Origin of the sequence: Pseudoduganella sp. UC29_106, assembly GCF_044055365.1 — a bacterium.
In the GTDB taxonomy this organism is placed as follows: domain Bacteria; phylum Pseudomonadota; class Gammaproteobacteria; order Burkholderiales; family Burkholderiaceae_D; genus Rugamonas.
On sequence record NZ_CP171977.1, the window covers coordinates 1,028,427 to 1,042,535 of the forward strand.

Consider the following 14,109-nt stretch of genomic DNA (forward strand, 5'->3'; position numbering starts at 1 on the left):
GAGCTAGTGTCCGGCACTAAAGTGCCAGACACTTGTCCAACGCCGCGGACGCCGACCAGGTGGCTGGCACATCGTGCCAGCCACCAGCTTCTGCCTTGGGTTTAAGCCCCCACCCAAGGCAACCCCTGCCTGCACCACCCGCCCACCTGCTTGCGGTGCCCCTCCGCATCCTTATCCCCCTCAAACCCCTCCAGGATGTCATAGCACTGCGCATAGCCATTTTCCGTCGCCAGCTTGGCCGAGTGCCTCGACCGCACCCCTGAGCGGCACAGGAACAACAGCACATCATCCTTGTCTGCCTGCGCCGTCAGCTGCGCCACGAAATCCGGATTCGGCGTCCCGCCCGGATACAGGCTCCACTGCACAGCCACATGCTGGTCCTGCGGGATATTCACGCGGCCGACCCAGTCGCGCTCGGCGTTGGTGCGCACATCGACCAGCTTCACGCGCGGGTCGCCCTGGATCAGCGCAAACGCTTCCTGCGGCGTGACCGCGCCCGCATAAGCGCCGGGCGAGCGCTGCTGTGCTCGCTCCAGAATTTCGGAGGTGGAACTCATGGTTGGTTTTCCTTTATCATGGCATGCACCGCAATGATGCATTTTCAGTTAATCGCGCAATTTCGCACCACTCAGGTGCAAAATGAAAGGTATGCACCACGGCGGTGCGCACATCTTTGGCTCAGCCGTAGGGATTTACTTGGCACGATTTCTGCTTAATGTACCACCAGCTTTTGCCGCAGCCTAGCGCGCGGCAGTTTTTTCACTTAGGAGATATGCAATGGCAATGACCGCCGCAGACGTTCTGAAGATGGTAGCAGATCACGAAGTCAAGTTTGTTGACTTCCGTTTCGCCGATACCCGTGGCAAGGAGCAGCACGTAACCGTGCCCGTTTCCCACTTCGACATCGACAAGTTTGAGTCGGGTCACGCTTTCGACGGCTCTTCGATCGCTGGCTGGAAAGGTATTGAAGCTTCGGACATGATCCTGCTGCCGGACCCGAACACTGCGAACATCGATCCGTTCATGGAAGAGACCACTCTGTTCATGCAGTGCGACGTGATCGAACCGTCGGACGGCAAGGGCTACGACCGTGACCCGCGCTCCATCGCCAAGCGCGCTGAAGCCTACCTGAAGTCCTCCGGCCTGGGCGACACCGCCTACTTCGGCCCTGAGCCAGAATTCTTCATCTTCGACTCCGTGAAGTGGAAGATCGACATGTCCGGCGCGATGGTCAAGATCGACTCCGACGAAGCTTCCTGGTCCACCGACAAGGATATCGAAGGCGGCAACAGCGGCCACCGTCCGACCGTCAAGGGCGGCTACTTCCCGGTTCCTCCGGTCGACTCCTTCCAGGACATGCGTTCCGAAATGTGCCTGATCCTGGAATCGATGGGCATCCCGGTTGAAGTGCACCACCACGAAGTGGCCGGCGCAGGCCAGAACGAAATCGGCACCAAGTTCTCCACCCTGGTGGAACGCGCCGACTGGACCCAGAACCTGAAGTACGTGGTATGGAACGTGGCCCACAGCTACGGCAAGACCGCTACCTTCATGCCTAAGCCTATCGTTGGCGACAACGGTTCCGGCATGCACGTGCACCAGTCGATCTGGAAAGACGGCAAGAACCTGTTCGCAGGCGACGGCTATGCCGGCCTGTCCGACTTCGCGCTGTACTACATCGGCGGCATCATCAAGCACGCCAAGGCGCTGAACGCGATCACCAACCCGGGCACCAACTCCTACAAGCGTCTGGTTCCTGGCTTCGAAGCTCCGGTCAAGCTGGCATACTCGGCTCGTAACCGTTCCGCATCGATCCGTATTCCGCACGTGGCAAATCCGAAGGGCCGCCGTATCGAAACCCGCTTCCCGGACCCGCTGGCCAACCCGTACCTGTGCTTCGCCGCCCTGATGATGGCCGGCCTGGACGGCGTGCAGAACAAGATCCACCCGGGTGAAGCAGCGTCGAAAGACCTGTACCACCTGCCGCCGGAAGAAGATGCACTGATCCCGACCGTCTGCGCTTCCCTGGAAGAAGCCCTGGATCACCTGAACAAGGACCGCGAGTTCCTGACCCGCGGCGGCGTCTTCACCGACACCATGATCGATGCTTACATCGAGCTGAAGATGCAGGAAGTGACCCGCATGCGCATGACCACCCATCCGGTGGAATTCGACATGTACTACTCCCTGTAATAGGCGGAACCCGGCGGATCAATGATCCGCGCTACGCTTCCCGGCGTGCGAACGTCGCAGGGCGTATTCCGCGGCGTATCAATGGCCGCAATAATTCCGCGGCGCGTCGAAATGTGGAACCGTCCCGCGGCGCGTCGAAACACGGAATATTCCTGCGGCGCGTAGGGCGGATCATTGATCCGCCGTGCTTGATACGCCAATAACAAAAAACGCGAGGCAGCATTGCTTTCCTCGCGTTTTTTTTCGGATGTTGTATAGTCGGGGCATGAACACTCGCACTCTCGTACTACAGGGCCTGGCCCTGATTGCCCTGAGTGGCGCGGCACAGGCGCAGCAAATTTATCTGTGCGTTGATGCCAGCGGACACAAGGAGCTGACCGACACCCGCAAGGGCGCCAACTGCAAGCCGCTGGACCTGCCGAACCCGTCGATTCCGGCGCCGCCCCGCGAGGGCAATCGCCTGCGTCCGCCGCCGGCAGCGCCATCCGCGTCGTCGGGCAATTTCCCGCGCGTGGACAGCGCCGAGCAGAAAGCGCGCGATGCGGACCGCCGTGCCATCCTGAACGACGAGCTCAACACCGAAACCAAGAAGCTGGCCGAGCTGCGCAAGGAATTCAATAACGGCGAACCGGAACGCCGGGGCGACGAGCGCAACTATGCCAAGTACCTGGACCGCGTGGCCACGCTGAAAGACAGCATCGCCCGCTCCGAACAGAATGTGGAAGCGTTGAAGCGAGAACTCGCCACCATCAAATGAGCATCGTGAGCAATATCGCCGCGCGCGCGGCCGCCGCCATGTCGCGGCCGCCGGCGTTCGCCGGCCTCGACCTGTTGGCCTCGGCTGTCGTCATGGTCGACGGGCAGGGCCATATCAGCTTTGCCAATGCGGCAGCGGAAAACCTGCTGGAAAGTTCGGCGAAGGCGCTGGCGCGCCTGCAGCTGGGCAGCCAGTTCACCAATCCCGCCGAACTCGAACACATCGTGGCCCAGGCGCGCGAGCACAAGTTCTCGGACGTGCGCCAGGAGCTGGTGCTGGAGCGGGCAGGGCGCGAACCCCTGCACGTGCACGTGATCGCCAGCGCGCTCGATGAGCCGGCGGACACCGTGCTGATCGAGTTCCGCGAAATTGTGCAGCAAATGAAGCAGGACCGCGAAGAGCGCCTGCTGGACCAGAGCCAGGTCAACAAGGAGCTGATACGCAACCTGGCCCATGAAATCAAGAACCCGCTGGGCGGCATCCGTGGCGCGGCCCAGCTGCTGGAAATGGAGCTGCCACCGCTGCACCTGACCCAGCTGCGCGAATACACCCAGGTCATCATCAAGGAAGCGGACCGCTTGCAGACCCTGGTCGACCGCCTGCTGGCGCCGCACCGCCGCCCGCATATCGTGGGCGACGTCAACATCCATGAAGTACTGGAGCGCGTGCGCAGCCTGATGCTGGCCGAGTTCCCCAGCGGCCTGGTGATCCACCGCGATTACGACGCGTCCTTGCCCGAGTTCCGCGGCGACAAGGAACAGCTGATCCAGACCGTACTCAACATCGCCCACAATGCGGCCCAGGCCCTGGCCAGCGGCATCGAAAAAGGCGATGCCGAGATTGTTTTCAAGACCCGCGTAGCACGCCAGGTAACAATGGCAAAAGTACGTTACAACCTGGCATTAGATTTGCATATCATCGACAACGGACCGGGCATTCCGCCGGCCATCCGTGACCGCATCTTCTACCCCCTGGTCTCGGGGCGCGATGGCGGCAGCGGACTGGGCCTGACCCTGGCCCAGACTTTCGTACAGCAGCACCTCGGTGTGATCGAGTGCGAAAGCCGGCCCGGAATGACGGACTTCAGGATTTTGTTGCCCCTGCCATAAGCCGGGGCGTGATATGCGGAGAATCACAGCTACATGAAACCAATCTGGATAGTTGACGACGACGAATCGATCCGCTGGGTACTGGAAAAAGCATTGGCGCGGGAGAACCTCGCCACCAGGAGTTTTGCCAATGCGCGCGATGCGATCGCCGCACTCGACAGCGAGACACCGCAAGTGCTGGTGTCCGACATCCGCATGCCGGGCGATTCCGGCCTGGATCTGCTTTCGATCGTCAAGGAACGCCACCCGGGCTTGCCGGTCATTATCATCACCGCCTTTTCCGACCTTGATTCGGCCGTTGCGGCCTTCCAGGGCGGCGCTTTCGAATACCTGGCCAAGCCCTTCGATATCGACAAGGCTGTCGAGCTGATCCGCCGCGCGCTGGATGAAAGCCTGCGCGAAGCCAGCGTGGAATCGGGCCCGGCCGACACGCCGGAAATCCTGGGCCAGGCGCCCGCGATGCAGGAAGTGTTCCGCGCCATCGGCCGCCTGTCGCAATCGAACGTGACCGTGCTGATCACGGGCGAATCCGGCACCGGCAAGGAGCTGGTCGCGCGCGCATTGCACAAGCACAGCCCGCGCGCTTCACAGCCTTTCATCGCGATCAATACGGCGGCGATACCCAAGGATCTGCTGGAATCGGAGCTCTTCGGTCACGAACGGGGCGCATTCACCGGCGCCCAGACCACGCGCCGCGGCCGTTTCGAGCAGGCCGAGGGCGGTACGCTCTTCCTCGATGAAATCGGCGACATGCCCTTCGATCTGCAGACGCGCCTGCTGCGTGTGCTGTCCGACGGCCACTTTTATCGCGTGGGCGGGCACCAGCCGCTGAAGGCGAATGTGCGCGTTATTACCGCCACCCACCAGAACCTGGAACAGCGCGTACGCGACGGCCTGTTCCGCGAAGACTTGTATCACCGCCTGAACGTGATTCGCCTGCGCCTGCCCAGTTTGAGGGAGCGCCGCGAAGACATCCCCATTCTGGTGCGCCACTTTTTGGTGCAGAGCGCCAAGCAGCTGGGTGTGGAAGCCAAGCGCATGAGCGACGCCACACTGGCCTTCCTGCAGGGCCTGGAATTGCCGGGCAATGTGCGCCAGCTGGAAAACCTGTGCAACTGGATCACCGTGATGGCGCCCGGCCAGACGGTGGAAGTGAAGGACTTGCCGCTGGAGCTGACCCAAGGCCAGGAAACACCGTCGCTCGCGAGCACTGCGAGCGTGGCCGTCGCCGCCGCCGAGCACGTGATGCCCCAGCATCACGGCACGGTCGTGCTTGCACCGGAACAGCGCATGCCCGCTTCACCGGACGGTTGGCTCAGCCTGCTCGAACTGCAGGCGGCTGGAATGTTGTCCAGCGGACAGCAGGAAGTCATGGCCGTGCTCGGACGGCAATTTGAGTCTGCCTTGATTCGAACTGCGCTTAAATACACGCATGGGCGCAAGAACGATGCCGCAATTCGCCTCGGCATCGGCCGCAACACCATCACACGCAAGATTGCCGAACTAGGCATCGACGGCGCGAAAGACGACTGAGACTTTCCTTACGTTTCAGGACGAATCGAGAACCGGATCGCATCAAATGCGATCCGTTCGTCATCGTTTTGTCACATTGCGACAACAGCGTGATGGTTTTTCCACTTATTGCCAACTCCTAATATTTCCTTATCTCCACAGTTAAGTTAAGTTACCTCACGTTACAAAAGAAAACAAAAGATACATTTGTAAACAGTTGACTTTTTTTGTTGTTCACACTGGGAGAAGGCAGGAATGATTCAAGAGAAGACTTTGTCACGCGCCGTAAGGCTCGTCGTATCCGGCGGGTTGCTGATGGGCGCGAGTACGCTCGCTTTCGCACAAGAAGGAGAGAAGATCCAGGCGGTACAGGTTACCGGTACCCGCATTACCAGCCCCGGCGCTACTTCGAATAACCCGATTTCGTCCATTTCGGCGGAAGAAATCAAAGCTTCCCAGCCAGTGGCTGTGGAAGAATTCTTCAAGGACCTGCCAGCTTCCGTGCCAGCCGTCGGCCCGGGCACCAACAACGGCACCGCCGGCGCGGCAACCATCGACCTGCGCGGCCTGGGTACCAACCGCACCCTGGTGCTGGTGAATGGCCGCCGCGTTGTTCCGTTTAACCTGGACGGCGTGGTGGACACCAACTCCATCCCTATCGCGCTGCTGAGCCGCGTTGACCTGGTAACGGGCGGCGCCTCCGTGGTGTATGGCGCTGACGCTGTGTCCGGTGTGGCCAACTTCAACCTGAACCGCAAGTTCACCGGCGTTGACCTGACCACTTCCTACGGTGTCTCGGAAGAGGGTGACGCCAAGCGCCGCCGCACCGACCTGACCCTCGGCGCCAAGCTGGACGAAGGCCGCGGCAATGTGGTGATGTCCATCGGCAAGACCAAGGCCGACCCGCTGACCCAGGGCTCCCGTCCTTTCGGTGTGACCAATCTGAACTCCGTGACCGGCGCCGGCACCGGCTCCGCCACCACGATCCCGGCGGCGTTCTCCACCAGCCAGGGCACGGGCGGCACCACCACCCTGTCCGGCGCATGGCAGCTGGATCCGGCCACCGGCAAGCTGGTGCAGCCGGTCGTGCCATACAACACCAATCCGCTGAACTACTACGTCACCGGGCTGGAGCGCACCCAGGCGACGGCGCTGGGCAACTACAAGATCAACGAATACGCCGAAGTGTATTCCGACGTGTTCTACACCACCTCCAAGGTCGCTTCGACCCTGGCGGAATCGGGCACCTTCGGCAACACCTTCCAGGTACCGATCGGCAACCCGTTCATCCCTGATGCGATGCGCCAGCAGCTGTGCGAACGCCGCGGTATTTCGGCTGCCAACTGCGTGCCCGGCAATGCCACCATGGTGCCGCTGCTGGTCAACCGCCGCTTCGTCGAACTGGGCCCGCGCTTCAACAACTTCGACACCAAGACCCTGCAGTACACCGTGGGCGTGAAGGGCGAACTGCCGTACGAATGGAACTACGACGCCTACTGGAGCCGCGGCACGTCCGACCAGTCGCAGACCCGCCAGAACTGGGGCTCGCTGTCCAAGGTGGGCCAGGCGCTGAACGCCCTGTCCAAGACCGCTTGCGTGAACGCGGCTAACGGCTGCGTACCGCTGAACGTGTTCGGCGCCGCCGGCTCGATCACCCCGGAAATGCTGAAGTTCATCAACCTGTCCGCCATCCTGAACCAGTCGGTGCAGCAGGATGTGGGCGCGATCACCTTCTCCGGCGACCTGGGCGAAAAAGTGAAGTCCCCATGGGCCAATAGCCCGGTCGCACTGGCGCTGTCGCTGGAACACCGCAAGGTTTCCGCCAGCACCCAGTCCGACAGCGCTTCCAGATCCAGGGCGAAGTGCTGGGCACCGGCGCGCCGACCCCGGACCGCGCAGGTACCTTCAAGATGAAGGAAGCCGCGATCGAAGGCTCCATCCCTCTGATCGCCGACATGCCGTTCATCAAGGCCCTGAACTTCGAGACCGGCTATCGCCGCACCGAGTTTGAAACCACCAGCAAGCAAAGCTACGGCAGCTGGAAGGGCGGCGGCGAATGGCAGCCGATCCAGACCCTGCGCTTCCGCGGCATGGTGCAGAAAGCGACCCGCGCGCCGAACGTGAACGAACTGTTCGCACCGGTGGTGACCGGCCTGTCCAACCTGGCGGTCGACCCTTGCCAGGGCAACCGCATCAATAAGGCTGACGCCAATACTGCGGGCACCCTGTCGAACCTGTGCCGCCTGACCGGCGTGCCGCTGTCCGAAATCGGCAGCCTGCCGGTTCCGTCCTCGGGCCAGATCAACAACGCCAGCGGCGGCAACACGAACCTGGGCCCTGAAGAAGCCAAGACCAAGACCCTGGGCTTCGTCTGGGAACCGGCGCCGCGCCTGATGGTGTCGCTCGACTACTACAAGATCGACATCGAGAAGGCCGTGTCCTCGCCGTCCACCACCGATATCCTGGATGGCTGCTACAGCGCCGCCCAGAATCCGGGCCTGACGCTGAATGCGGCCTGCGGCATGATCGGCCGTAACACCATCAACGGTACCTTCAATGGTGTTGAATCGAGCGGCGTGCTGACGCCGAAGTCCAACCTGGGCACCCAGAGCACTTCCGGCTGGGACCTGAATGCGGCTTACCGCTTCAACGCCAACCAGGTTGGCCTGGACAGCAAGTGGGGCAGCTTCGACGTCTCCTTCAACTATAACCAGGTGCAGGACTACAAGTTCCGCGCGACCCCGACTTCGATCGAGCGTGACTGCCTGGGCTACTACTCGGTGGCCTGCAACAATGTGGTGAACGCCCCTGTGTTCAAGCGCAAGTTCAACCAGCGCACCAACTGGAGCATCGGCTCCTTCGTGGTGGGCTACAACTGGCGTTACATGAGCGCAGTCAATGAGGAACCAGGCGGCCAGGACTTCCTGCCGGCCTTCGCCCACATCAAGGCGTTCAACTACCTGGACCTGAGCGGCGTGTACAACTTCAACAAGAACGTCCGCATCAACCTGTCCATCAAGAACGCAACCGACAAGAAACCGCCTATCGTCGGCGGCACCATTGGCGGCACCGGTCCGAACAGCGGCAATACCTTCCCGCAGACTTACGACGCGGTGGGCCGTTACTTCACCCTCGGCGCCACCGTGAAGTTCTGATCGCTGCAGGATAAGCCTGTTTTCAGGTAAGCTCCGGGTTGCAAGACCCGGAGCTTTTTTATTTTGTGAGAATCCCATGCTGATCAACTGTGTCGCCTACCAGAACGGCCGCAAGCTGGCCGACATCCCGGTGGAGGACATCAGCGACTATGTCGCCCGCGAAGACTGCTTCGTCTGGGTCGCCCTGCGCGACGCCACCTTCGACGAATTGCAGGTCATGCGCGTCGAATTCGGCCTGCACGAACTGGCGGTGGAAGACGCCCAGCGCGGCCACCAGCGTCCCAAGATCGAGGAATACGGCGATTCGATCTTTGCCGTGCTGAAGATGCTGGAAATGCGCGAGGACGATGAACTGGCCGTAGGCGAGGTCGATATCTTTGCCGGCCCGAATTTTGTGCTCTCCAACCGCCAGGGCAGCACCCAGGACTTCCTCGGCGTGCGCGCCCGCGCCGAGCGTGAGCCGTACCTGCTGAAGCAGGGCGCCGGCTTCGTGCTGTATGCGCTGATGGACGCCGTGGTCGACCGCTACTTCCCCATTGTCGATTCGCTGGAATCGGAACTGGAACAGATCGAGGAACGCATCTTCATCCGCGGTTCCCAGCGCGACAGTATCCAGCGCCTGTATGCCCTGAAGCGCAAGGTCATGGTCATGCGCCATTGCGTGGCGCCCCTGCTCGACGCCATCGGCAAGCTGCACGGCGGGCGCGTGCCGGCCGTATGCGCGAACAGCCAGGAATACTTCCGCGACGTGCACGACCACCTGTACCGCATCAACGGCATCCTCGACACCATCCGCGACACCATCGGCACCGCCATCCAGGTCAACCTGTCGATGGTGGCGCTGGAGGAAGGGGAGGTCAACAAGCGCCTGGCCGCCTGGGCCGCTATCTTCGCCGTACTCACTGCCTTCGCCGGCATCTGGGGCATGAACTTCAAGAACATGCCGGAGCTGGACTGGCGCTGGGGCTATCCCGTTGCGCTGGGCCTGATGTTCTCCGTCAGCTTCTACCTGTACCGCCGATTCCGCCGCGCCGGCTGGTTATAGCTATATAATCAATACCAGAAGCGCAACCCAGGTGTCAGCCACGATGTGGCTGACACCAGCTTTACGCCTTGGGTTTTAACCGGGAGGGGCGGCATGGTCGATGACGAAATGCTGTTCGACGAAGACGGTGCGGCGCCCGCCGCACAGGCCCTCCTGCAGCCCTGGGAAATCCTGGTGGTGGACGACGAGGAAGCGGTGCACCAGGTCACCCGCCTGGTCATGGGCGACTTCACCTTCGACGGGCGTCCCGTGCATTTCACCCACTGCTATTCGGCCGCCGAAGCGCGCAATGTGCTGCAACGCCCCGGCCAGTTCGCCCTGGTCCTGCTGGACGTGGTGATGGAAACCGAGCACGCCGGCCTGGACCTGGTGCGCTATATCCGAGAAGAGCTGGGCGACAGCATGGTGCGCCTGGTGCTGCGCACCGGCCAGCCGGGCCAGGCGCCGCAAGCCGTCGTGCTGCACGGCTATGACATCAACGATTACCGCGAAAAGACCGAGCTGACCCATGCCAAGCTCAGTGCCGTGTTCTACGCCGGCCTGCGTGCATGGCGCGACCTGATGCGCCTGGAACGGGCGCGCGCCGGTCTGCGCCGCTCGATCGACGCCATCACCCAGGTGTGCGACGCGGATAACCTGCGCCAGTTCGGCTCCGCCGTGCTGGAACAGGCGGCGGCCGTGCTGGGCGCGCAAGGGGAGGGGGTGTGCGCCAGCCGCCTGAACGCCTATGCCGCCTCGCAGCAGATGGGACGGCTGCAGGTGTTGGCGGCCACCTCCGCCTATGCCGGCCTGGCGCCGCAGGAAAGCCTGGACCATTTGCCGCCGGCGGTGCGCGAAGCCTTCACGCGCTGCATGATCGAACAGCGCGACCACTATGGCGACACCTGGTACGCCTGCTACTACCGCACGCGCGAAGGCAATGAGTGCTTCCTTTACATGGACTTCGCCGAACCGGTGGCCGAAGAACGGCGCGAGCTGCTGGCGCTGTTTGCCGCCAACGTCGCCATCACCTATGAAAAGCTGCTGCAGCGCGAAGAACTGAGCGCCACGCAATCCGCACTGGTCGCCATCATGGGCGAAGCGATCGAGACGCGCTCGCCGGCTGCCGGAGGCCACGTGGACCGCGTCGGCCGGATTGCCGCCATGCTGGGCGAGGAGCTGGACATGCCGCCGGCCGCGGTGCGCCAACTGCGCCAGGCCGCGCCGCTGCACGATATCGGCCACGCCGGCGTCCCTGACGCCATCCTGCACCATCCCGGTGCGCTCGATGCGGCGCAATGGGAGCGCATGCGCATGCACTGCGATATCGGCGCGGACATGCTGTCGCGCTCCAACCAGCCCGTGCTGCAGCTGGCCGCGCGCATCGCGCGCGAGCACCATGAACGCTGGGACGGCAAGGGTTATCCGCGCCGCCTGGGCGGCGCCCAGATTTGCCTGCCCGCGCGCATCACGGCGCTGGCCGACTTTGTCGACGCGATGGCCAGTCCGCGCCCGTGGCGCGGTCCGCACACGCTGGACGAAGCCCTGCAGGCCGTGGCCGAAGATCATGGCCAGCGCTTCGATCCGGCGCTGGCCAGCCTGCTGCTGTCGCGCAGCGACTGGCTGCACGCCCTGTACCGCATGCAGCCGGCCCGCGCAGGAGGTCCATGATGAGCACTCCGCTGTACTCGCAAGGCGATGCGCGCATCCTCGCCGAAGCGGCGCTGCGTTCCATCACGGCCGCCACGGCGCGCGCTCGCGGCGAGGAATTCTTCCGCGTGCTGGTGCACGACCTGGCCCAGGCGCTGGACGTGATGTACGTGATCTGCGGCCGGGTCATCACCATGCCCGATGGCCAGGAAGGCATACGCACGCTGGCTGTCTGGGCCGGCCAGGATTTTCAGCCGAATATCGAATACAGCCTGCAGCACACGCCCTGCAGCAATGTGAAAGACCAGACCATGTGCTTCCACGGCAGCGGCATCCAGCAGGATTACCCGCTCGATACGCTGCTGGTGCAAATGTGCGCGGAAAGCTATGTCGGCATGCCGATGGTCGATACCGAGGGCAAGTCGCTGGGCATCCTGTCGGCCATCGACGTCAAGCCTATCGACGAGAACAAGCGGCTGCTGGCGCTGTCCCTGCTGTCCATCTTTGCCGCGCGCGCGGCGGCCGAGCTGCAGCACCAGGAGCGCGAGGCCCTGCTGGAGGAGCGGGTCGAGCGGCGCACGGAAGCGCTGCGCGCCGCCCAGGCCAGCCTGGTGGAGCAGGAAAAGCTTGCCGCGCTGGGCGCCCTGGTGGCGGGCGTGGCGCATGAAGTGAATACGCCGGTGGGCGTGGCGCTGACGGCGGCGTCCGCAATGAGCAGCTATACCGGGCAACTGGTGGAAACCCTGAACGCACCCAAGGTGAGCCGCTCGGACCTGGTCAACCTGGCCGGGCGCCTGAACGATGCGGCGGCCCTGATCGAATCGAACCTGCACCGCGCGGCGGAATTGATCGGCAATTTCAAGCAGCTGGCGGTGGACCAGGGCACCGAGCATGTGAGCACCCTGGTGCTGCATGATTATGTGCATGGCGTGGTGTCGGCGCACAGCCCGGAACTGCGCAAGGCGGGTATCAAGGTGGTGCTGGATATTGACAGCATGCTCCGTCCGCGCCTGCCGCCGGGGAAATTTTCCCAGGTGCTGTCCAACCTGCTGATGAATGCGGCCCGCCACGCCTATCCGAAAGGGCAGGGCGGCGAGGTGCGCGTGAGTGCGCGGCGCGATGGCGACTGGTTGCTGATGGAATTTGCCGACGACGGCGCCGGCATGGAGGATGGTGTGCGCGAGCGCATTTTCGAGCCCTTCTTCACCACCAAGCGCGGGCAGGGCGGCTCAGGCCTGGGCATGCACATCGTCTACACCATCATGCACCAGATGGGTGGGCAGGTGGAGGTGCGCAGCGGCGCAGGCGCGGGCAGCACCTTCAGCCTGCGCATGCCGATGGAAGTTAAGGCTTGCCAGCCGCTCCAAACCGACTGATTCCAATACTCCGGAATTTATCGCACCACTGGAAGGTGGTGTTGAACATTGCTTTGTTGAAAATAAATCAATGCTGGCGTAGCATGGGAGTTGCTGTTCGGTATTTCTATTAAATGAATAGGAGGTGGGGATGAAAAAGACTGGTCTGCTTGCTTGCCTGGGATTGATGTTAGGAACCGCGTGCGCGGACGAACTGGGCGATGCGCAAATGCTATGGGAAAAAAAGAATTTCGCAGCGGCTTTTCAAGCGTTCAACAGACTCGCTCAGGCCGGTAACTCCGCGGCGCAGCAGCAGCTGGGTGAAATGTACGGTTTTGGCGAGGGCACGAACGAGGACCTCGGTCTGGCCACACAGTGGCTGGAGAGAGCAGTGCGGGGAGGAAGCAAGGAAGCGCCCGCATCACTGGAACTGGTGCGCCGGCGTGCTGCACACAAGGCGGATATCCAGTGGTATACGGACAAATTCGATGGTGGCGATGCGCGCTATGAAAAGTTCGCTTGCTTAGCACCGAGTGTGCCGGCCCTGTCCAAGACCGTTCCAGAAATCAAGGCAGTCGACGCCGCAGTCGGGGCGTGGCGGGAGTGCTATGGCCGCTTCGCCGCCAATCTGAACGCCAAGGCTGCGCCGACGAATACTATTCCGGCGAACGTGCTCGAACTGATGAACCAGGAAGAATTCGAACGCGCGAGCACTCATATAGGTAGGGTGTACACCGGCATTGCAAAGCAGGCGCAAGCTAGTGCGGACGAGATCACCAAGAAGATGGCGTCCTGGCGCAAGGCGACAGAAGACTACGTGACAACCTACGACAAGCAGAACAAAGCCGAAATGACACGCCTGCAATTGCAGAATGATATCGATGCAAAGGCGTTCCAGAACATGCAGCAGACCAGCGTGCTGCCAAAGAAGTAGCTGCCAGGGCACCTTGCTGTTGTAAAGTTACGTCATAATTCGATCATATTTCGCGTCAGCACAGTTTGCTGAACTGTTCAGCTACGAACTATGGCATTATTGCCGTTGCAGTTTTTTGGACAGCTGAAGATGGATCACTAACGGCCAGATAATGGCCGGGTTTCTTGTGCTGTCGGATTTAAATATACGGCATGCACAGATAATCATTTATTGCGGCGCAATAAATGATTATCTGTGCATGCCGTATTTTTTTTCGGGGGGGATGAAATCGCTGGCTCCTTCTAATCGAGTCCTCCGCCTCCTCACTTTGCCATTATTAAGGCCAAATTGATGCCTTTGGGAAATTATTTCTATGGAATAATATTCTGTAAAAATCGCATAAGCTAAATTTAAAATTGAATATCAGAATATTTTTAAATA

The 14,109-nt window shown here is 61.7% G+C and carries 11 protein-coding genes; 10 read left to right on the forward strand and 1 reads right to left on the reverse strand.

The genetic code is table 11. The features are described 5' to 3' along the window. Positions 1–101: 101 nt before the first annotated feature. Positions 102–557, reverse strand: coding sequence for a rhodanese-like domain-containing protein (locus tag ACHMW6_RS05510; RefSeq protein ID WP_395406142.1), 456 nt, complete (start codon positions 555–557; stop codon positions 102–104). A 220-nt stretch (positions 558–777) separates the two neighbouring features. Here ACHMW6_RS05510 and glnA point away from each other — a divergent pair, with 220 nt between their 5' ends. From glnA to ACHMW6_RS05560, 10 genes are all read left to right on the forward strand, one after another. Continuing rightward, positions 778–2,193: a type I glutamate--ammonia ligase gene (glnA, locus tag ACHMW6_RS05515; protein ID WP_395406143.1), complete on the forward strand. Its 1,416-nt coding sequence runs from the start codon at positions 778–780 to the stop codon at positions 2,191–2,193. 265 nt (positions 2,194–2,458) lie between these two features. After that, positions 2,459–2,950: a DUF4124 domain-containing protein gene (locus tag ACHMW6_RS05520; protein WP_395406144.1), complete on the forward strand. Its 492-nt coding sequence runs from the start codon at positions 2,459–2,461 to the stop codon at positions 2,948–2,950. Next, positions 2,947–4,059, forward strand: a complete 1,113-nt coding sequence (glnL, locus tag ACHMW6_RS05525; RefSeq protein ID WP_395406145.1) for a nitrogen regulation protein NR(II) — start codon at positions 2,947–2,949, stop codon at positions 4,057–4,059. Before ACHMW6_RS05520 ends, glnL begins: the two co-directional genes overlap by 4 nt. A gap of 33 nt (positions 4,060–4,092) precedes the next feature. Beyond that, entirely contained in the window at positions 4,093–5,592 is a 1,500-nt protein-coding gene (ntrC, locus tag ACHMW6_RS05530) for a nitrogen regulation protein NR(I) (protein ID WP_395406146.1), read from the forward strand. Between the two features lie 234 nt (positions 5,593–5,826). Further along, complete coding sequence (locus ACHMW6_RS05535; RefSeq protein WP_395406147.1) at positions 5,827–7,485, forward strand: TonB-dependent receptor plug domain-containing protein; 1,659 nt, start codon at positions 5,827–5,829, stop codon at positions 7,483–7,485. Further along, the gene (locus ACHMW6_RS05540) at positions 7,434–8,726 is read left to right on the forward strand and encodes a TonB-dependent receptor domain-containing protein (protein WP_395406148.1); all 1,293 of its coding nucleotides are present in this window, start codon (positions 7,434–7,436) and stop codon (positions 8,724–8,726) included. Before ACHMW6_RS05535 ends, ACHMW6_RS05540 begins: the two co-directional genes overlap by 52 nt. 76 nt (positions 8,727–8,802) lie before the next feature. Continuing rightward, positions 8,803–9,771: a magnesium/cobalt transporter CorA gene (corA, locus tag ACHMW6_RS05545; protein ID WP_395406149.1), complete on the forward strand. Its 969-nt coding sequence runs from the start codon at positions 8,803–8,805 to the stop codon at positions 9,769–9,771. 93 nt (positions 9,772–9,864) lie between these two features. Further along, complete coding sequence (locus ACHMW6_RS05550; RefSeq protein ID WP_395406150.1) at positions 9,865–11,421, forward strand: DUF3369 domain-containing protein; 1,557 nt, start codon at positions 9,865–9,867, stop codon at positions 11,419–11,421. Next, on the forward strand, positions 11,418–12,776 hold the full coding sequence (locus tag ACHMW6_RS05555; protein ID WP_395406151.1) for a sensor histidine kinase: 1,359 nt from the start codon (positions 11,418–11,420) through the stop codon (positions 12,774–12,776). The genes ACHMW6_RS05550 and ACHMW6_RS05555 overlap by 4 nt, the downstream gene beginning before the upstream one ends. Before the next feature lie 130 nt (positions 12,777–12,906). Continuing rightward, positions 12,907–13,689, forward strand: coding sequence for a sel1 repeat family protein (locus ACHMW6_RS05560; protein WP_395406152.1), 783 nt, complete (start codon positions 12,907–12,909; stop codon positions 13,687–13,689). Positions 13,690–14,109: the final 420 nt, after the last annotated feature.